Source organism: Pseudoroseicyclus aestuarii (genome assembly GCF_003217255.1).
GTDB classification, from domain to species: domain Bacteria; phylum Pseudomonadota; class Alphaproteobacteria; order Rhodobacterales; family Rhodobacteraceae; genus Pseudoroseicyclus; species Pseudoroseicyclus aestuarii.
In genome coordinates this window covers 737,948-757,435 of the sequence record NZ_QJTE01000001.1, presented here as the reverse complement: position 1 = coordinate 757,435, position 19,488 = coordinate 737,948, and the positions used below count along the sequence as shown (strand labels likewise).

Below are 19,488 nucleotides of genomic sequence, written 5' to 3'. Positions count from 1 at the left end.
TCACGCGTGCTGCTGCCTCACGAGGCTTTCGACCGCGGCGGTGATTGTGGCCACCGTCGAGATGTCGAAGGCTTCGGCACTGGCGGCCGGATCGTTGGCGTTGAACGGCACCTGGATGTCGAAAGCCTCTTCGATGGCGAAGATGCTTTCGACCAGCCCGAGGCTGTCGATGCCGATCTCGGCAAGGGAATGCTGCGGCTCGACGTCAGAGGGCTCCAGCATCGCCTGTTCTGCGAGGATCGCGGTCACCCGGGCGCCGATGTCCCGATGGGCCGAGGGCAGCATGCTTGCGTCCGCGTCCAAGGTCTTGTCCATCTGCATGGTCTGCGCCCCCGTTTTCTGGTCGCTGATTTACTTGCCCTGTCCCGGTTTGGGAACCGGTTTTTGACTGCCGGTCAATGACCGCATCAGGCGCGGCAGGCGGCGCAGCGCCTTGTAGCTTTCGATCTGGATTTCGATCTTGGTGGCCGGGTAGCCCATCATCACCCAGCCTGCCGGCACGTTCGACAACACGCTCGAGGCGCCGGTCACCACAACGTCGGCGCCGATGGTCAGGTTGTCGGCCACGCCGACCTTCCCGGCCAGCACCGCCCTGTCGCCGATGGTGACGCTGCCGGCGAGGCCGACATGCCCGCACAGCAGGCAATGCTCCCCGATCAGGCAGTTGTGGCCGACCTGCACGAGGTTGTCGATCTTGGTGCCATTACCGATCCGGGTGGGACGGATGGTCCCCGAATCGATGGTGGTATTGGCGCCGATCTCGACGTCGTCGCCCAGTACCACCGAGCCGAGCGAGTGGATGCGATGCCAGGTCGGATCGCCCTTGCCGGCGCCCTCGACCTGGCCCAGCTGGGCCCGCGCGGCCTCGAGCTTGGCGGGCTCTTCGGTAACGAAGGAAAAGCCGTCCCCGCCGATCACGGCATTGGGCTGGATGATCGCGCGGGCGCCGATGCGCACGCCGCGCCCGATGCGCACGCCGGCGTGGATCAGCGCGCCCGGGCCGATCTCGGCCCCGGCGCCGATGGTCACGCCCGGCGCGATGCGGGTTCCGGCGCCGATCCGGGCGCCCTTACCGATGCTGGTGAAGGGGCCGATGGCCAGATCCTCGCCCAGTTCCGCGCCTTCCTCGACATGGGCTTGGGGGTGGATGCCGGGGGCGATCTCTGGGCCGGGGTCGAACATCGCCGTGACGCGGCCCATCGCCAGACGCCCGCGCGGCGCGATCACCGCCGCCTCGAGCCCCAGCGCCTGCCAGTCGGCGCCCGGCCAGAGCATGGCAGCGCGGGCCCCGCCCTGCCCCAGTGCCTGCGCCCACTGCGGCGAAAGCGCGAGGGCCAGCTGGCCCGGCCCGGCGGCGGCAGGCTCTGCCGCGCCTGTGACGGTGAGGCTGGCGTCGCCCAGGGCCTCGACCCCCAGCGCGTCGGCGATCTGTGCTATCGTGTGCGGCATCGGCGCCCCCCTTGGCGCCGGTGATTAGCTGGCGGGCGCGCCGAGGGCCACCCCTTCGCGCGCCAGCGCCGCCCAGATCGCGGCGTCGCGCCCGTAGATGTCGGGGCGGTAGTTCACCGTGCCGTCGAGGCTGGTGAAGGCCGTCCTGTAGACAAGGTGCACCGGCACCGGCTGATCGAGATTCACCCGCCGCTCCTGCCCGGTGTTCAAGATCGACTGGAACATCCCGCGCGGATCCTCGCTTTGCGGCGCGAGCAGCGCGTAGGCGAAGTCATAGGGATCGTCGAGGCGGATGCAGCCGTGGCTGTAGGCCCGCACCGTATTGCCGAACAGGTGCTGGCTGGGCGTGTCATGCAGGTAGATGTTGTAGCGGTTCGGGAACATGAACTTCACCTGCCCCAGCGCGTTCGAGGGGCCCGGCGGCTGGCGCATCGAATAGGGAAAGCTGCTGGCGCTGTACTGCGCGAAGCTCTGGTTGCGGCTGACCACCTGCCCGCCGGCGCTGACGACCTGCAGATGCCCGAGGGACTGGGGATTCGCGCGCAGCCGCGGCAGGTACTCGTTCACGATGATCGAGCGCGGGATGTACCAGCTGGGATTGATCACCATGTGGTCCATCACGTCCGAGAACTCGGGCGTCTGCCGGTCGGCGCCGGTCGATCCGATGACCGAGCGGGTCGAGAAGGTGACCCGGTCCTCATCCACGATGGTGGCGTGGAAGTCGGTCAGGTTGACCCAGATGTGCCGGTCGCCACGGTCCATGTTGGTCCAGCGCTCGCGCTCCATCGCGACGAGGACGGCATGCAGCCGCTCCTCGAGCGGCACGTTCAGCGCCTCCAGCGTCGCGCCGCCGACGGTGCCGTCCTCGGTCAGCCCGACCGAGGCCTGGAACCGGCGCACCGCCCGCTCCATCGCCGCATCGAAAGCCGCGCTGGAGGTCGGGCGCAGCAGGGCCATCGCGACCAGCCGGTCGCGCAGCGCCACGACGGCGGGGCCGGTATCGCCGGGCCGGGCGCCCTGCTGCAGCCGCGGCCCCCAGCCGCCGAGAGCGGCCTGCTGCGACAGCTCCATCCGGGCCTGCATCAGGCGCACGTATTCGGGGCTCGAGGGGGGCAGGCTGCGGAAGAAGCGGGCCGGATCGCCCGCCGTCAGCCCCGCGACCAGCGCCTCGGCGCTGCGGATCGGCACCTCCCGCTTGATCAGCGGCACCACGGCCGAAGGCGTCAGCAGCCCCGTCTGCACGTCGCGCGCATAGTCCAGAAAGAGCCGCGTCATCGCGACGTCCATGCGCCCGCGCTCCTCGGCGGTGCGGGCGGCGCGCATCTGCGCCATCAGCCCGAGGGCATCGTAGTCCTGCGCCGGGAGCCCCTGCATGGCGGCGCCGCCGAGCGCGGCCAGGAAGGCGTTGCGCCGCGCGATGGCGGCCACGTCGCTGCCGGTCCAGAGCCCCTCGAATCCCCGCGCGCGGTAGAGCGCGGCCACCTCGTCCGATTGCGCCGAAGCCTCGGCGACGGCCTGGCGGAAGGGGGTGACCTGCGCCAAGGCCGGCAAGGGCGCCAGCCCGGCGGCCAGGACCAGCGCGGCGGCGCGCAGCCCGCGCGCGGCATGGTGATGAAGAGCCTGCATCGATGGGTCCTCTTTTCTTCTTCTGGTCCCGACAGGGCGGAACCCGGTCGAGGATACATCCCCACGCGGCGAAACTATGATGTCCGCACCGCGCCGCCAATCGCGTAGCGGGCCACCCGGCCACCCGTGGCACTGGGGCACCACCTGTTCCAAATCAGTTAACCCTTTAGCCTTTTGGGCAGGTTCCCGCCGATTACGCAATCTTCACGGGAACCGCCTCAGAAAGGCTTGGTCGAAGAATCGACCTGTGCCATAGAAGGGGTGCATCCGATGACGAGATTGCACAGAGCCGGCGAAACGACCGGCAAACAGGTAAGCGACGGGACAGGCGCTCAAATGACAGAGACGAAAACAGGCAAGGCGGGTTTGTCCCGCCGTGGACTTCTCGGTGCATTCGCGGCCACTGCGGTAACGGCGGCACCGACCTATTCTCAGGCAGCAGGCTTCCTGCGCGGCGCGGGCGATGTGCGGCGAATCCGCATGTACAACGGCCGGACCGGCGAGCGGCTGGACTCCATCTACTGGATCGAGGGCGAGTACCTCGGCGAGGTGATGAACGAGATCAACGCCTTCATGCGCGACTGGCGCACCGGCTCCCAGATCACCATCGACACGCGCACGGTCGATATCGCCGCCGCGGCGCATCGCCTGCTGGAGGTCGATGAGCCCTACATGCTGCTCTCGGGCTACCGCAGCCCGCAGACCAACGCGATGCTGCGGCGCAACAGCTCGGGCGTGGCCTCGAATTCCCTGCACATGCGCGGCCAGGCCGCGGACCTGCGCCTTCAGAGCCGCAGCATGTCGCAGCTGGCCGATGCCGCGACCGCCTGCCGGTCTGGCGGCGTGGGCCGCTACTCGGGCTCCAACTTCGTCCACGTGGATTGCGGCGCCGTGCGTAACTGGGGCAGCTGAGACCCCGACCGATCGAACGGACCGACCGTGAAGAAGCGCCCTCTTTGGGGCGCTTTTTTCGTATTTAGCATAGGCCGGGTCTAATCCTCGGCCAGGGGATCGAAGTCTGCCATGGCGGCGAAGACGGGCATCGCGTCTTCTTCTGTCTCGGCCGCCTCCGTATCCGGCCCATCCTCCGGCATGTCCGCCCCGACCGCGAGGGCGCCCACCTCGGGCGCATGGGAGTCTCCGGAGAGCCAGTCCTCCTCGGGGGCACCGGACCGGCCAAGACCGTCGGACATCACCGGCGCCTCTGGCATCTGGATCCGCAGCGCCCGCATCCCACCGCTCTGGCCAAGGCGCCCACGCGCCACCAGCTGCGCCTCCGCCGCCTCGAGGCGCACGGAGGAAACCGTCGTGCCATGCAGGGGAATCACCGCGCCGATGGCGAATTGCTGCACCTGGTCCAGCGGCAGCCGCATCCGGTGCAGCACGGCGACCATCTCTGCCGGCGATGCCATGACCTCGCTGCGCAGCGATTCGGTCCAGCCGCACCGGACCGGCGATTCCGGCACCTCCGCCGAGGTGGCTTGGCGCGGCAAGGCCAGCAACAGCTCTCCCTGACGCCCGGCGGTGCCGAGGTCCAGCGTAATACGCACGAGGCGATAGCGATCCTCGGGCAGCACCATGCCGACGATTCGCGGAGAGGACAGGCGCTGCGCCAGCACATGCCCCTCGACCCAGCCGTCGAGAGCGGTTCCGCAGGTGGTCAGGAGGACTTCGGCCAGCAGGCGCTGCATCACCGGCGCGGCGAGGGCCGCGTCCGAGACGGTGATCGGCCGCTCCGGCGCGGCTTCGCTCCGCAGCCGGCCCAGTGTCTGCATCTCGACCACGGCGCAGCGCATTTCGGAATCCATGGCACAAAAGCCCGACCAGGCGCTGCTTTCCCCGCTCTGGCAGCCGAAGATCAGGTGGCCCTCCTCGAGCCGATCTTGAAGCTCCTCGACCGAGAGCAGATCCTCGGCGACGCCCAGCACCGTGACGGCCAGACGCAAGGACTGCTCTGCCGCCCGCGTCGCGGCCAGCCGCAGTGCGCGCGAGGGCGTGATCTGCGGCGCGATCGCCTCGGGTGGCAGCGGCCGCAACAGGCGGTGCTTGATATCTGAGGGCGGCTGCGGCGCCTCCTGCCCGGCAGCCTCGGCCTGCACCGTATCGTCCATCGCGTTCGAACCCCCGGCAGATCGTTCAGGCACAGGGTTAAGGCGGCGGGGGTTTAAGAAGGCTGAAGGCCTTGGAAGGCAGATGCCGCGCATTGGCAGCCGAACGTTAAGACATCCTTAATCTTCCTGTGGCACCGCAACATCGGGGGCCTTTTACGAGAGTTAGCTCGTGGCCATGAACGTCAGACCCTTACCGCTCGCGCCGGGCCTCGCGCCGCCGGAGGCGCGCCCGCACGGCGGCCCGGCCGAGGTGGCCGGCCCCGTGCCCGAGAGGTCCGCCCCGAAAGCCGCCTCGGAGGCCGTCGCGCCTGAGGGGCCCGATAACACGCTGCGCCAGCGCCCGCCGCCGGCCTCGCTCTGGGGCGAAGTGCGGCAGGCCCTGCTGCGGCTGGACACCCCAGAGGAGATCCGCACCCTCAAGCCCTGGGATGTTCCGATGTTGCCCTCAACCACCCGCGCCGAACGCGAGGAACGTAGGCTGCGTCTGACCGGCGAGGAGAGCGAAGCCCTGCCCGGCAGGCAGGTTGCGCCCGAGACGCCATGGCCGCTCCGCGACCCGCTCCGGCCGCAGCACCCGCCCCTCTTCGCGTCTTGGGATCGCGACGAGACGGCCGATCGGCCGCCCGAGAGGCCGCGGGAGGCTGACCCACGAGGCCCGGAATCCTCTTCGGCTTTTCCCCAACCGCAACCTCGCGTATAGCTGCCGCAACAGCGCGATGAAGCGCGCCTAGTACAGTGCTGAAAAGGCGAGAGGCGGATGACCGATACCACCAGGCATGACGACGACGTCAGCTTCATTCGAGCTTTGGCAAAGCTGCTGAACGACAACGACCTGACGGAGCTTCAGGTCAAGCGCGACTTCGGCGAACACGACAGCCTGAACGTGCGCGTCACCCGCGCCCGCGAAGTGCAGATGGTGGCCCAGGCCCCCGCCGCGCCGCAGGCGCCGGCCCCCGCAGCGGCCCCGGCCGCCCCGCAGGGCGACAGCGGCAAAGCCGCCGCCAGCGACAATCCCGCCGATCACCCCGGCGCCGTGACCTCGCCCATGGTCGGCACCGTCTACCTGCAGGCAGAGCCCGGCTCTGCCGCCTTCGTCTCCGTCGGCGATTCGGTGAAGGAAGGGGATACCCTCCTGATCATCGAGGCGATGAAGACCATGAACGCGATCCCGGCGCCCCGCTCGGGCACCGTCCGCCGCATCCTCGTGGGAGATGCCTCTCCCGTGGAATACGGCGCGCCGCTGATGATCATCGAGTAAGGCCCAGCCATGTTCGACAAGGTCCTGATCGCCAACCGGGGCGAGATCGCGCTGCGGGTCGTGCGTGCCTGCCGCGAGATGGGCATCGCCTCGGTCGCGGTCCATTCCACCGCCGATGCCGACGCGATGCATGTGCGCATGGCGGACGAGGCGATCTGCATCGGCCCGCCGCCCTCCGGCAGCTCCTACCTGTCCTTCCCGGCGATCCTTTCCGCCTGCGAGGTTACCGGCGCCCAGGCCATCCATCCGGGCTACGGCTTCCTGTCCGAGAACGCCGCCTTCGTGCAGGCGGTCGAGGATCATGGCCTGACCTTCGTCGGCCCGCGTGCGGAGCATATCCGCATCATGGGCGACAAGATCACCGCCAAGGAAACCATGCGGCGCCTCGGCGTGCCCTGCGTGCCCGGCTCCGAGGGCGGCGTGCCGACCTTCGAGGATGCCAAGCGCGTGGCCGCCGAGATCGGCTACCCGGTGATCATCAAGGCCACCGCCGGTGGCGGCGGCCGCGGCATGAAGGTCGCCGAAACCGAGCAGGCGCTGGAGGCGGCCTTCCGCACCGCGCGCAGCGAATCCAAGGCGGCCTTCGGCAACGACGAGGTCTACATCGAGAAGTACCTCTCGACCCCGCGCCATATCGAGATCCAGGTCTTCGGTGATGGCAAGGGCAAGGCGGTTCACCTTGGCGAGCGGGACTGCTCGCTGCAGCGCCGTCACCAGAAGGTGCTGGAAGAGGCCCCCGGCCCCGCCATCACGCAGGAGCTGCGCGACCGGATCGGCAAGGTTTGCGCCGATGCCGTGGCCGAGATCGGCTATGCCGGCGCCGGCACGATCGAGTTCCTCTTCGAGAACGACGAGTTCTACTTCATCGAGATGAACACCCGCCTGCAGGTGGAGCATCCGGTGACCGAGGCGATCTTCGGCGTCGATCTCGTGCGCGAGCAGCTGCGCGTCGCCTCCGGCCTGCCGATGTCCTTCGCCCAGGAGGATCTGCATATCCGCGGCCATGCCATCGAGGTGCGCATCAACGCCGAGAAGCTTCCCGGCTTTTCGCCCTCGCCCGGCCGCATCACGCAGTACCACGCCCCCGGCGGGCTGGGCGTGCGGATGGATTCGGCGCTTTACGACGGATACCGCATCCCGCCGTATTACGACTCGCTGATCGCCAAGCTGATCGTGCATGGCGGCGACCGGGCCGAGGCGCTGGCCCGGCTGCATCGCGCCCTGGGAGAGCTGATCGTGGACGGCGTCGACACCACGGTGCCGCTGTTCCATGCGCTGCTGCAGGATCCGCAGATCCAGGCCGGGGATTACACCATCCACTGGCTCGAGGACTGGCTGAAGACCGCCACCCTCGTCTGACCCCATGGCCCCGCCCGTTACGCCCGAGCTTCTGCTGCACGCGTATCGGGCGGGACTTTTCCCGATGTCGGATGCGCGCGACGATCCGGAGCTTTACTGGGTCGAGCCGCGGCGGCGCGCCGTCCTGCCGCTGGACCACCTGCATGTCTCGCGCAGCCTCGCCCGCCGTATCCGCCGCGGCGGCTTTTCCGTCAGCTACGATAGCGCCTTCCGCGCGGTGATGGAGGCCTGTGCCGGCCGGGCAGAGACCTGGATCAACGCGCCGATCCTCGATCTCTACACGCAGCTGCACGAGGCGGGCCGCGCCCATTCGGTCGAGGTCTGGCAGGATGGCGCCCTTGCCGGTGGGCTGTACGGGCTTGAGATCGGCGCTGCCTTCTTCGCCGAAAGCATGGTCAGTCCGCGCACCGACGGATCGAAGCTCGCGCTGACATGGCTGGTGGACCGGCTGCGCAGCGGCGGCTTCCAGCTGCTCGACGCGCAGTTCCTCACGCCGCACCTCGCCAGCCTCGGCTTCGTCGAGATCGACCAGTCTGACTACCGGATACTTCTGGCCGAGGCGACGGAGCGCAGCGCCCGTTTCGGCACCGGCCCTGCCGCCACGGGTCAGGAGGTTCTGCAGCGCAGGGGCCAGACGTCGTAGCGCGGGTGATCGAGCGGGTTGAGCGCCGGCGCCGTCGCGATCATCCAGCCACGGAAGACCGGCTGGGGCGCCTCGCCGTAGCGGATCGTCAGAAGCTCGAAGGCATCGCCCGCCGGGTTCGCGGTGGGGTAGCGGCATTCGCCCAGCGTCACGGTCAGAAGGCCCTGAGTCACCGTCTCACCGGCGGTCATGTCGTAGTCCCGCACGATGCCGGTGATCTTGTCGAGGATCCGCAGGCTGCCGCCGCTGGCACGCTCGGCCGGCAGGGTCTGGACCGACTCCTGCGCCGGCAGCGCGCTTCCGATCGGCAGGAGGAGGGCCGCCGCGAGGGCCGCCCGAACCAGGCCTCTCATCGGGTTATTCCGGCGACCAGGCGTCGTAGTCGCTGCGCGGCAGCGGATCGGCGCGGCGGATCGAGCCGGGGGGCACATAGGCCTGATCACTGCCGGTGTAGTTCGGCTCATGCGGCTTGGACCACTTGGGCGCATGCATCGGCATGATCGTCGGCGGGTCCTGGTAGGTGTGGTGCAGCCAGCCATGCCACTCGGGGCTGACCCGGCTCGCCTCGGCCTCGCCGTTGTAGATCACCCAGCGGCGGCTTCCATCGGCATTGCGATAGAAGACATTGCCCTGCGCATCCTCGCCGACACGGGTGCCGTGACGCCAGCTCCAGAACTGGGTGTTCAGGGTCGACCCGTTCCACCAGGTGACACCGCGTTTCAGGTTGTTCAGAAAGCTCATATTCGCGATCCCGCTGCTCTGCCCTCTCATGCCGCAAACAGGCGGAAAGGTCCAGCCAAAGGCGCCCCTCGCCGCCGTCGCGGATGCGAGGCCGCGGCGCTTGGCGGCGCGCCGCCGAACGAAAAATGCGGCCGGCGAAGGCCGACCGCATTCAACTTGTGCCGTGAAGGGAGGCTCAGCTCGCGCTGGCATTCCCCTTCTTCTTCTCGTCGGCGTAGATCATCAGGGGCTTGGCCTCGGGGCCGACAGCCTCTTCGTTGACCACGACTTCCGTGACCGAGGAGAGGCTCGGCAGCTCGAACATCGTGTCGAGAAGGATGTCCTCCATGATCGAGCGCAACCCGCGGGCACCGGTCTTGCGGGCGATGGCCCGCTTGGCGATGGCCATCAGGGCGTCCTCGGTGAAGGTCAGCTTCGTATCTTCGATGTCGAAGAGGCGCTGGTACTGCTTGACCAGGGCGTTCTTCGGCTGCGTCAGGATGGTGACCAGCGCGTCCTCGTCCAGATCATTCAGTGTGGCGATCACCGGCAGACGGCCGACGAATTCCGGGATCAGGCCGAACTTCAGCAGATCCTCGGGCTCGAGCTCGGTGAAGATCTGGCCCAGGCCTCGGTCCTCGTTGTCGCGCACATCGGCGCCGAAGCCCATGGAGCTTCCCTTGCCGCGCTGCGCGATGATCCGGTCGAGGCCGGCGAAGGCGCCGCCGCAGATAAAGAGGATGTTGGTCGTGTCGACCTGCAGGAACTCCTGCTGCGGATGCTTGCGCCCGCCCTGCGGCGGCACGGAGGCGACGGTGCCTTCCATGATCTTCAGCAGCGCCTGCTGCACACCCTCGCCCGAGACGTCGCGAGTGATCGAGGGGTTGTCGGACTTACGCGTGATCTTGTCGACCTCGTCGATGTAGACGATGCCGCGCTGCGCGCGCTCCACATTGTATTCGCTCGCCTGCAGCAACTTGAGGATGATGTTCTCGACATCCTCGCCGACGTAGCCGGCCTCGGTCAGGGTCGTCGCATCGGCCATGGTGAAGGGCACGTCGAGGATGCGCGCCAGCGTCTGCGCCAGCAGCGTCTTGCCGCAGCCGGTGGGGCCGATCAGCAGGATGTTGGATTTCGCAAGCTCGATATCGCTGGCCTTGGCCGCGTGGTTCAGGCGCTTGTAGTGGTTGTGAACGGCCACGGCGAGCACGCGCTTGGCATGCATCTGGCCGATCACGTAGTCGTCGAGCACCTCGGAGATCTCGCGCGGGGACGGCACGCCGTCAGAGCTTTTCAGCCCGGCGCCCTTCGTCTCCTCGCGGATGATGTCCATGCACAGCTCGACGCATTCGTCGCAGATGAACACGGTCGGGCCGGCAATGAGCTTGCGGACCTCATGCTGGCTCTTGCCGCAGAAACTGCAGTAAAGCGTGTTCTTGCTGTCGCTGCCGGACTGGTTCGCCATCTCGCTCCCCTGGGCCGATCGGCCCTTCTTGACCTTGTCTGATCTCTCGCACGGGCTGCCGTTCGGCTAGGATAGGCCAGTGCCCGAACGGCCACAACGGCAAATTCCCGCGCTTTACGTCTTCGCGAGCTGGCCTGCGCGGGGCCTAATAAGGGCCCCGCGCGATCGCCTTAGCCCGCGGTATTCGGCGTCTTGTCGCCCGCGTCCTCGCGGCTGGTCAAGATCTCGTCGATGAGACCCCAGTCCTTCGCCTCTTGCGGCGACATGAAGTTGTCCCGCTCGAGCGCGGCCTCGACCTTCTCGATCGGCTGGCCGGTGTGGTGGTGGTAGATCTCGTTCAGCCGCTGCTTGAGCTTCTGGGTTTCCTGCGCGTGGATCATGATGTCCGTCGCCTGGCCCTGGTAGCCGCCCGAGGGCTGGTGCACCATCACGCGGCTGTTGGGCAGCGAGAAGCGCAGGTCCTTGGCGCCCGCGGTCAGCAGGAGCGAGCCCATGGAGGCCGCCTGCCCGATCACCAGGGTTGAGACCTTGGGCCGGATGTACTGCATCGTGTCGTAGATCGACAGGCCGGAGGTGACGACACCGCCGGGGCTGTTGATGTAGAGCGAGATTTCCTTGCGCGGGTTCTCGGACTCGAGGTGCAGCAGCTGGGCGACGATCAGCTGGCTCATGCCGTCGTGCACGGGGCCGTTCACGAAGATTACCCGCTCCTTGAGAAGGCGCGAAAAGATGTCGTAGGCGCGCTCGCCGCGGCTCGTCTGCTCGACCACCATCGGGACGAGGTTCATGTATGTCTCTACCGGATCGTGCATCTGCCCTGCCTTTTCCCTTTGGGGGGATCGTCTACGATGAGAACCCCTTCGAGAGTCTTAGTCATGCGCACAGGGGGCTTCAAGCATGGGACCCCGCCCGAGGCCCACCTGCCGTGGCGGCGGGCTGGGCCTTGCGCCACTGGCAGGGGGCCGCGGGGATTGCCGAAATTGCTAAACATGGTGTGGCTGGCCGACAAACCCCGCGACCCGGTCGTATGTGCCGGTCCCGGCCCGCGACCGCCGGAAGTCTATCTGCCTACTGCCCCCCACCCGTGAGAAGGAAGATCAGAAAGGCGATGACGACCACGGCCGCCAGGGCAAGGACCATCGCTCCGATGGTCATCTGCGTCTCCTGCAGGCTGCCCTGTCTCCAGACGAACCACCCGGCCTCGTTACGGTTCCGTACGCTCTCTCGCGTCGAGGATCAGACCATGGATTCCGGCACGCCCGGCATGTTGCGGGCGATCCGCAGGGCCGGACGCAGGACGTAAGGCAGCAGGAACTGCTCGCGCGTCGAGGGCTCGCGCGCGCTGTCTGCCCGCACCTGGGCGCGCCAGCGGGCGACGACTTCGGGGCCGGTTTCCCCGTCGCGGGGCGGGCCTGCCTCGCCCATCCAATGCGTCATGCAGGCGGTCCGGATATCGCGCACGGCATCGGGGCCGTAGTCCGCGGCGCGCAGACGCAGACCCGCCTCGGTGTCCCAGTGAAGGCTGCGCCCGTTGAGATTGGCCGATGAGACGATGGCGCTGTCGGTATCGCCGATGGCGACCTTCGCATGCACGTAGATGATCGGCGCCTTGAACAGCTTGGCCCGGGGGCCGTGATCGGTCTCGTCCGCGCGGCGCTTGCCCGCGGGGGAAACGAAAAGCACCCGGTCGCCGAAAGCGCGCCGTATCTTCTCGATGCAGCGGGCCTGAAGGTATTCGCCGTACTTCGCATCCGCGCGCGGCGCCTCGAAGGCCGCCGTCTCGGGGGCCGCGGGCAGGACGACGATCAGTCCGAGGCCTGGCTGCCGGCGACCCGCCCGGGCCAGCGCGCGGGCGATGCCGCGATCGCGCAGGAACTGCGTCTCGATATAGAGAAGATCGCGGGCGACGGTGATCTGGTCGAGATGCGCCTGCTCAAGCTCCTGCACCGCGGGGGCGGGGCTCATCCGCAGGACCGGAAAGCGGCGGCGGGAGGAGAGCGTGCGCAGCAGTTGGCCCGTCGGAACGGGCCTTTCCTGCCCGCTGTTCACGCGCAGGAAAGTGTCGAGATGCCGATGGGCGTCCTGCACCGCCCTGCCCTGCACCAGAAGCTGCACGTCGTGCCAGGTCTCCTGCGCCGGACGCTCGTGCGCCCAGTCGTCGAAGCGCCGCTCGTCGAGATCGAGGCCGCCGACGTAAAGCCAGTCGTCGTCGAAGATGGCGATCTTCTGGTGATGGGTGACGGGAAAGAACTCCGGCACCGGCGTGAGGCGCGGGCGCAGCTTGCCCTCGGGCCGCCAGGCGACGTGCTGGCGCAGGCCCGGGCGGGTGCGCAGCTGCTCGATCCGCTCGGGCATCGGCAGGCGGTTCAGCCGGTGCGTCAGGCGCGCGACCTCGCCGTAGCTGCGCAGCGACAGCAGCAGCCGCGGCACCGTGCCGACGCGGGCGGGATGCATACCCGGGCGCAGGATCAGACGGCCGATCCCCTCGGGCCCGGCGGCACCCGCCGCCTCCTCGGCCGCGACCATGGCGCGGATGCTGTCCCAAGTCGCCGCGTGCAACGGCGTGACTGCGATGGGATCGAAATCCGTGATCGTCAACTCAACGTCGAGGCCCTGGCGCAGCTTGTGCACGATCAGGTCGTACCAGTCAGCGCCGATGGCCCGCGCCTCGTCCGAGCGCAGGCGCGTGAAAGGGTCGAAGACCCGGAAGCACATGCGCACGCGGCGCTTCGCGTTCAGGAACCGGCGCTCGAATTCTGGGTAGGCTTCGCTGGCGGTGATCAGGACACGCGGCGGCGCGCCCGGCGGCGCGGGGGCGGCCCGGTCCTTGAGGATGTCCGACTGCACCGGATCGGCAGCCTGGGCCGTGGCGAGGCTCACGTCAGTAATCCTGTGGCTCGAATTGCATGGCCCGGATCGGGAAGGTCGTCTGCAGCTTGTAGCTCTGGTCCTCGCCGATCTCGATGCGGCAAGGCCCACCGAGCTGCGCCGAGAAGGCCTGTATCAGGTTCATGCCCAGACCTCGACCGCTTTTGCCCGCTGCGGCGGCATGGGCCGCACTGCCATCGGTGGAATTGACCACCTCGACACGGGCATTGTCCTCGTCGAGTGCGGCGAGACCGACCTTCAGCCAGGGGGCCTCTCCGGGCTGGGCGCCGATGTTGGTCAGCGCATTGGCGACAGCCTCCGAAACCAGCAGCGACAGCGGCACCGCCTGATCGGGCAGAAGCTCGAGCGACTGAAGCTCGAACTGCAGGTCGAGATCGGCGGCTTCGCCATGGAACTGCTGGGCCACGATCTCGCGCAGGAGGCGGCCGGCATCGACCCGCCCGACATGCTCGCTTTCGTAAAGCGTGCGGTGAATGGTGGCGAGGCCGAGCACACGGTCCTGCAGCCGCTCGAGCACGGAGCGCATCTGCGGATCGGGGATCCGCCGCATCTGCATCGACATGATCGAGGAGATCAGCTGCAGGTTGTTCTTGACTCTGTGGTGCACTTCCTTGAGCAGGACCCCGCGCTCGCGCAGGCGGTCCTCGGCGGCGGCCTCGTCGCGCAGGATGCTGTCGGCCATCTGCCGGAACTCGTCCTCGATCTCGCGCAGCTCGCCCGTCATCTCGTGGTGAGACGGTTCCTCGGGCAGCTGCCGGTCGGTGGCAAAGCGGCGCATGGTCCGGCCCAGCCGGCGGACGTGCCGGATCACCAGCCGGTGAACGGCGTAGTAGGCCACCAGAAGGCTGGCCAGCCACATCAGCAGCGGAAAGAGCGAGGCCGCCCAGGCCCCGCCGTAGAGGGACGGCTGACGCCAGACCCCCAGCGCGTAGACCGATCCCGCCAGAAGCGGCTGGGCCGCGATGATACGGCGACCGTCCCAGTCGGTGGTCAGGCTTTCGGTGGTCGGCACCAGGGCCGTGCGCTGATTGAGGTCAGTTCCGCCCGGCAGAAGCTCGGCGACGGGCCGGTCGGGATCGAGCGCGCTGAGGATCTCGCCCTCGCGGTTGTAGATCACCAGCTGCACGAGGGTCTCGCCCTCTTCCAGCGCCTCGGGCGCCCGCTGGGCGAAGCGGCGCTGCGGGATGGCAATAAGGACAAAGCCCTGCAGCGCGCCGTCGCGTATCATCGGGGTGACGACGTTCACGACCGGCTCGCGATAGGACAGCTCGCCCCGGCCCGGCGCCACGACGACCTGCGCGCCGGCGCTCATCCGCTCGAACAGCTCGGTACCTGACAGATCCACCACCACGTCGCGCGAGGAGCAGCGCATGACCCCGCCGGTCGAGACGAAGCCGATGGCCGCGTAGAGGCGTCGATCCTCGATATAGGCGGCAAGGTAGTCCGAGCAGAGCGCCGGATTGTCGAAATCGTCGATGGCGAGGCCGATGGCCTCGGCGACGCCCTGAGTGCGTTGCAGAAGGTTATCGACCGGCGCCGCCGCCTGCCCCGTCATCGCAAGCAGCGAAAGCTCGGACCTGCGGGCCGATTCCTGCTGGAATTCGCGGGTCTGCACCACGGCGATCAGGCCGATCGGCAGCAGGGCCAGCGAGAGAAAGCTGACAATGCGAACGACCAGCCCGCGGGGGCGGTCCGGGCGCTGGTCATCTGCGCCCGAGGTCGACCCCGCCCTGCCGAAGGTCACAAGTGCTGCCCACCATTCGAGGCAAGCACCGCGACCGTCGCCTCATCCGTCATCTCGAGGGCGTTCTCGTCGCCGAGACCCAGAAGCTCGGACAGTCTGACGCGGGCCCGGTTGGCGCGGCTCTTGATCGTGCCGATGGCCACGCCGCACATGTCCGCCGCTTCCTCGTAGGAGAAGCCGGAGGCCCCGACGAGGGCCAGCGCCTCGCGCTGTTCGTCCGGCAGCTTGGCGAAGGCCCGCAGGAAATCGTTCATCTGCAGACGACCGTCATGCGCGGGCTTCTCGGCAAGGCTCGCGGTGAAGACACCGTCGACGTCGGGAACCTCGCGCTGCGCCTTGCGGCGCCCGGAATAGAAGGTGTTGCGCAGAATCGTGAAAAGCCAGGCCCGCAGGTTGGTGCCGGGTTTGAACTTGTCGAAGTTGGTCCAGGCCTTGACGACGGTGTCCTGCACCAGATCGTCCGCCTGCGCCCCGTTCCGCGTGAGCGACAGGGCAAAGGCGCGCATGGCTGGCAGGTGCTCCACCAGCTCGTCGCGCGGATCGCGTGCTGTCATCATGCCTCGCCTTCTGAACTCTGACCGGCGGTGCTTGCTGCACCCTCAGGCTCCTGCCCCTCGCGCAGACGCTCTAGGAGGCTGGAGAAGCGGTCAGGCAGCCCCTCGTCCGTGATCTCTCTGAATGCCCGTTTCAGATGCGCGTCAATATCTTCTCCACGCGCCGACCGCGGATCTTTCTGTGTCATCGAGTGAAGCAACCTTGTTCTTGCCGCGCTGGGTCCCACTACAAAAGCTTGTGTGGGCGCATTCGTGGAACCACAATGCCTCCGCCGGTGTTCGGTTCCAGAAAAAGTCGGAAATCGGGAACGCTGACCTCATGAACACCACGACCGCCGCGCCGGATCTTGCGAAGCTGATCGGGAACGAACTGCCCTATCTGAGACGCTACGCGCGCGCGCTGACGGGCAACCAGACCAGTGGCGACACCTACGCCGCCGCCACGCTGGAAGCCATCCTCGAAGATCGGTCGATCTTCGATCATTCGGCCAGCCCGCGCGTCGCCCTCTTCCGCGTCTTCCACAGCATCTGGGACAGCTCGGGCGCGCCCGTCGCCGGCCTCGATGAAAACGAGAGCGGCCTTGCCGCCGCCGCGCAAGCCCACCTCGCGAAGCTGACGCCGAACACGCGCGAGGCGCTGCTTCTGCACACCATCGAGGAATTCTCGACCGGCGAGATCGCCATGGTGATGCAGGTCGAGGAATCCGAGGCCAAGCATCTTCTCGACCTTGCGCGGCAGGAGATGGAGGATTCGATCTCCGGCAAGATCCTCGTGATCGAGGACGAGGCGATCATCGCCATGGATCTGCAGTCCATCGTCTCGGACATGGGTCATGCGATCACCGGCGTTGCCCGGACGCGCGACGATGCCGTGCGCCTCGCCGGCGAGGAAAAGCCGGACCTGGTCCTCGCCGACATCCAGCTCGCGGACAACAGCTCCGGCATCGATGCCGTGCGCGACATCCTCGAGAAGCATGGCTCGCTGCCGGTGATCTTCATCACCGCCTTCCCCGAGCGGCTGCTGACCGGCGAACGGCCCGAGCCGGCCTTCCTGATCTCCAAGCCCTACGGCGAAGAGCAGGTGCGCTCCGCAGTCAGCCAGGCGATGTTCTTCTCCTCAACCCAGCCGCTGCACGACTGATCGGATTGGCCCGGGCGCGCGGGCGCCCGGGCCGTCACGCCTGTCGCAGGCGGCGCCTCTCGCGCCGCAGGACAACGTTGACGGCTGCCCCCAGCAGCACCAGAAACGCCGAGATATAAAGCCACATGAGCATCGCCACGGCCGCGCCGAGCGATCCGTAGACCTCGTTGTAGCTGCCGAAGTTCGTCAGGTAGAACGAGAAGCCCGCCGAGGCGGCCAGCCAGAGCACGACCACGAGAAGCGCGCCCGGCGTCAGCCAGGCCCCTCGCGAACCGCGCATGTTCGGCCCGAAGCGGTAGATCACCCCGAGCGCCGCCAGCACCACCGCCAGAGCGATCAACCAGCGCAGCACCTCGAGCAGCAGGGTCGCAAAGGGGCCGAGCGGCACGACGGCCAGGGCCAGGGGCGCGACCACGATCACCAGCAGCGCCACGATGGCGATCAGGATCAGCGTCGCAGTCAGCGTGATCGCGACGACGATATGCCGAATGCCGCCGCGGTTCGGGCGGTCGTGGATCTGGTTCAGCCCGAGAATAAGGGAGGCGACGCCGTTGCGCGCCGAGAACAGCGCGACGCCGATCGAGATCAGCGTCGTCAGCCCCAGCGCCCCCGTCTCGGCCGTCACCAGCGCCCGCACCTGATCCGCCAGCAGCAGATAGGCCTCGGCAGGGATAAGCTCCTGCATCATCTGCAGCTGCTCCTCGATGACCGCCGGATCGGCCAGCAGGCCGAAGACCGAGATCATCGCCGCGATGGCCGGGAAAACCGCGAAGATCGAATAGAAAGCGACGCCTGCGGCGATGAGGCCAAGCTGGACATCGCCGATCAGCCCCACGACGCCCATGACGACACGGCGCGTCCTGAAGATGACGCCGATCCGTTCCCGGCGCTCGCTCGCGCTATCGGTCATCGACACCCCTCCAACCTGTCACAAGCTACGAGCCTACGGCAATCGCGGCTGGCTGGGAACGGGTCGGCGCAATGTGAGGGGGAAACCGATTTACCGGCGGCCGTGTCGTTCCGAGGGAATGATAGAACGACACGGCCAAGACCGGCTTCGGGGAATGAGAGACGAGGGAACGGCGCCTCTTCTGCCGGGTGAACCCCGCAGACGCGGCCCGGTTCCTGACGCGATGCAAATTTCTTGCATCACGATCCACGCAGGGGCCCGGCCTCTTGCAGCGCGCCGAGATAGGCCTCGGTCCACCAGGTGATATCGTAGTCCCGGATGCTGCGGATCAGGCTCAGATGGCGGGCGCGCCGCTCGTGCAGCGGCATGTCCAGCGCCTTCTGGATCGCCTTCCCCGCCTCGACGGCGTCATAGGGGTTCACCATCAGCGCCTCGTCGAGCTGCTCTGCCGCGCCGGCGAAATGCGACAGGATGAGAACGCCGGGATTCTCGGGATCCTGCGCGGCCACGAATTCCTTCGCCACCAGGTTCATCCCGTCCGCCAGCGGCGTGACGAGGCAGGCATCCGCCCGGCGGTAGAGGCCCGCCAGCGTGTCGCGCGGCACGTTGCGCCGGATGTAGCGCACCGGCGTCCAGTCAAGCTCGGCCATCTCGCCGTTGACCCGGCCAGAGATCGTCTCGAGGTCGTGGCGGATGTCGCGATAGGCCTCGACGTTCTCGCGGCTGGGCGGCGCGATCTGCAGCAGCGTCGCCCGCTGCTCGGGGTCCGGGCGCCCGCGCAGATATTCGCCAAAGGCCTCGACCCGGTTCGGGATGCCCTTGGAGTAATCGAGGCGATCAACCCCCAGCACCAGCTTCTCGCCGGGGCCCAAGCGCAGTCGCTCGCCCGCGCCGGCATTCTCGGTCGAGGCGGTGGCGAAGGCATCAACGTCGATCCCGATGGGAAAGCTGCGCAGCTCGAACTGGCGATTGCCCAGCCGCAGCCGGCCGCGCAGCAGGATCTCGGCGCCGCCGTCGCGCAGCAGGAAATCGAGCGCATTCGACACGTCGCGCTGCGTCTGCAGCCCCACGAGGTCATAGGCCGAGAGCCAGTCCGGCATCAGGCGCCGTTCCGGCAGGGCCGGCATGTCCGACGAATTCGGGAAGGGAATATGCAGGAAGAAACCGATGCGGTTGTCCACGCCCAGCTTCCGCAGCTCGCTCGCGAGCGGCAGGAAATGGTAGTCCTGGATCCAGATCAGGTCGTCGGGGCCGACCACGCGGGCCACCATGCGGGCGACCTTGGCGTTCACCTCTTGGTAGATCCGCGCGTGCTCCGTATCGACGGCGATCAGGTCGGTGCGGTGGTGGAACAGCGGCCAGAGGACGGCATTGGAATAGCCGAGGTAATAGCCCTCGTTCTCCTGCTCGCTCAGATCGAAGGACAGCCGCTGGTAGGGCTCTTCCGCGATGGTGTGAAGGTCTTCGGTGGCACCCTCGGCGGTCGAGCCGGAGCTGCCGATCCAGACCCCGCCCCGCTCTTTGAGGGCGTCGTGCAGCGCGACCACGAGACCGCCTGACGGCGCCTCTCCGGTCGGGATGCGGTTGGAGACGACGACGAGCCTGTGTTCGGGCATGAA

Annotated in this window: 20 protein-coding genes; 6 read left to right on the top strand and 14 right to left on the bottom strand. The window is 67.8% G+C overall.

The genetic code is table 11. The features are described from left to right. The 3 genes from DFP88_RS03505 to DFP88_RS03495 form a co-directional block, all read right to left on the bottom strand. A complete protein-coding gene (locus tag DFP88_RS03505; RefSeq protein WP_110813308.1) occupies window positions 1-285 on the bottom strand; it encodes an acyl carrier protein in 285 nt (94 codons plus the stop codon). Window positions 286-351: 66 nt separating this feature from the next. Continuing rightward, complete coding sequence (locus DFP88_RS03500; protein ID WP_110813034.1) at window positions 352-1,449, bottom strand: UDP-3-O-(3-hydroxymyristoyl)glucosamine N-acyltransferase; 1,098 nt, start codon at window positions 1,447-1,449, stop codon at window positions 352-354. 24 nt (window positions 1,450-1,473) lie between these two features. Continuing rightward, window positions 1,474-3,075, bottom strand: a complete 1,602-nt coding sequence (locus tag DFP88_RS03495) for a L,D-transpeptidase family protein (protein WP_110813033.1) — start codon at window positions 3,073-3,075, stop codon at window positions 1,474-1,476. Window positions 3,076-3,411: 336 nt separating this feature from the next. Between DFP88_RS03495 and mepK the strand changes: the two genes are divergently transcribed. After that, a complete protein-coding gene (gene mepK / locus DFP88_RS03490; protein ID WP_110813032.1) occupies window positions 3,412-3,987 on the top strand; it encodes a peptidoglycan L,D-endopeptidase MepK in 576 nt (191 codons plus the stop codon). 80 nt (window positions 3,988-4,067) lie between these two features. On the opposite strand, the gene DFP88_RS03485 is transcribed toward mepK, so the two are convergent. Next, entirely contained in the window at window positions 4,068-5,186 is a 1,119-nt protein-coding gene (locus DFP88_RS03485) for a FliM/FliN family flagellar motor switch protein (protein ID WP_146227405.1), read from the bottom strand. Between the two features lie 175 nt (window positions 5,187-5,361). Between DFP88_RS03485 and DFP88_RS03480 the strand changes: the two genes are divergently transcribed. The 4 genes from DFP88_RS03480 to aat are packed head-to-tail and all read left to right on the top strand — an operon-like array spanning window position 5,362 to window position 8,446. Then, entirely contained in the window at window positions 5,362-5,886 is a 525-nt protein-coding gene (locus tag DFP88_RS03480) for a hypothetical protein (RefSeq protein ID WP_146227403.1), read from the top strand. Between the two features lie 57 nt (window positions 5,887-5,943). After that, window positions 5,944-6,444 carry an acetyl-CoA carboxylase biotin carboxyl carrier protein gene (gene accB / locus DFP88_RS03475; protein WP_110813029.1) on the top strand — a complete coding sequence of 167 codons (501 nt, stop codon included), beginning with the start codon at window positions 5,944-5,946 and terminating at the stop codon, window positions 6,442-6,444. Between the two features lie 9 nt (window positions 6,445-6,453). Further along, window positions 6,454-7,803 (top strand): acetyl-CoA carboxylase biotin carboxylase subunit, encoded by a 1,350-nt coding sequence (gene accC, locus DFP88_RS03470; RefSeq protein WP_110813028.1) that lies wholly within the window; start codon window positions 6,454-6,456, stop codon window positions 7,801-7,803. A 4-nt stretch (window positions 7,804-7,807) separates the two neighbouring features. Further along, entirely contained in the window at window positions 7,808-8,446 is a 639-nt protein-coding gene (gene aat, locus DFP88_RS03465; RefSeq protein WP_110813027.1) for a leucyl/phenylalanyl-tRNA--protein transferase, read from the top strand. Here the strand turns inward: aat and DFP88_RS03460 are convergent. The 8 genes from DFP88_RS03460 to DFP88_RS03425 all read right to left on the bottom strand — a co-directional run bounded on the left by DFP88_RS03460 (window position 8,410) and on the right by DFP88_RS03425 (window position 16,006). Further along, a complete protein-coding gene (locus DFP88_RS03460; RefSeq protein ID WP_110813026.1) occupies window positions 8,410-8,799 on the bottom strand; it encodes a DUF2155 domain-containing protein in 390 nt (129 codons plus the stop codon). The genes aat and DFP88_RS03460 overlap by 37 nt on opposite strands. A 4-nt stretch (window positions 8,800-8,803) precedes the next feature. Next, window positions 8,804-9,187: an NADH:ubiquinone oxidoreductase subunit NDUFA12 gene (locus DFP88_RS03455; RefSeq protein ID WP_110813025.1), complete on the bottom strand. Its 384-nt coding sequence runs from the start codon at window positions 9,185-9,187 to the stop codon at window positions 8,804-8,806. A 175-nt stretch (window positions 9,188-9,362) separates the two neighbouring features. Beyond that, window positions 9,363-10,631 (bottom strand): ATP-dependent Clp protease ATP-binding subunit ClpX, encoded by a 1,269-nt coding sequence (gene clpX / locus DFP88_RS03450; RefSeq protein ID WP_110813024.1) that lies wholly within the window; start codon window positions 10,629-10,631, stop codon window positions 9,363-9,365. Window positions 10,632-10,801: 170 nt separating this feature from the next. Beyond that, window positions 10,802-11,443 carry an ATP-dependent Clp protease proteolytic subunit gene (locus DFP88_RS03445; protein ID WP_110813023.1) on the bottom strand — a complete coding sequence of 214 codons (642 nt, stop codon included), beginning with the start codon at window positions 11,441-11,443 and terminating at the stop codon, window positions 10,802-10,804. A gap of 424 nt (window positions 11,444-11,867) precedes the next feature. After that, window positions 11,868-13,511 carry a phospholipase D-like domain-containing protein gene (locus DFP88_RS03440; protein WP_110813022.1) on the bottom strand — a complete coding sequence of 548 codons (1,644 nt, stop codon included), beginning with the start codon at window positions 13,509-13,511 and terminating at the stop codon, window positions 11,868-11,870. Between the two features lies 1 nt (window position 13,512). Beyond that, on the bottom strand, window positions 13,513-15,264 hold the full coding sequence (locus DFP88_RS03435) for a sensor histidine kinase (protein WP_110813021.1): 1,752 nt from the start codon (window positions 15,262-15,264) through the stop codon (window positions 13,513-13,515). Then, window positions 15,261-15,818, bottom strand: coding sequence for an RNA polymerase sigma factor (locus tag DFP88_RS03430; protein ID WP_110813020.1), 558 nt, complete (start codon window positions 15,816-15,818; stop codon window positions 15,261-15,263). Before DFP88_RS03430 ends, DFP88_RS03435 begins: the two co-directional genes overlap by 4 nt. After that, window positions 15,818-16,006, bottom strand: coding sequence for a NepR family anti-sigma factor (locus DFP88_RS03425; RefSeq protein WP_110813019.1), 189 nt, complete (start codon window positions 16,004-16,006; stop codon window positions 15,818-15,820). The genes DFP88_RS03430 and DFP88_RS03425 overlap by 1 nt, the downstream gene beginning before the upstream one ends. Window positions 16,007-16,137: 131 nt before the next feature. Here DFP88_RS03425 and DFP88_RS03420 point away from each other — a divergent pair, with 131 nt between their 5' ends. Continuing rightward, on the top strand, window positions 16,138-16,959 hold the full coding sequence (locus tag DFP88_RS03420) for a response regulator (RefSeq protein WP_110813018.1): 822 nt from the start codon (window positions 16,138-16,140) through the stop codon (window positions 16,957-16,959). Between the two features lie 34 nt (window positions 16,960-16,993). Here DFP88_RS03420 and DFP88_RS03415 read toward each other — a convergent pair whose 3' ends face one another. Together DFP88_RS03415 and DFP88_RS03410 are read right to left on the bottom strand one after the other, a co-directional pair. Beyond that, window positions 16,994-17,869 (bottom strand): YihY/virulence factor BrkB family protein, encoded by an 876-nt coding sequence (locus DFP88_RS03415; RefSeq protein ID WP_245904659.1) that lies wholly within the window; start codon window positions 17,867-17,869, stop codon window positions 16,994-16,996. 239 nt (window positions 17,870-18,108) lie between these two features. Continuing rightward, window positions 18,109-19,485, bottom strand: coding sequence for an alpha,alpha-trehalose-phosphate synthase (UDP-forming) (locus DFP88_RS03410; protein ID WP_110813017.1), 1,377 nt, complete (start codon window positions 19,483-19,485; stop codon window positions 18,109-18,111). Between the last annotated feature and the right edge of the window lie 3 nt (window positions 19,486-19,488).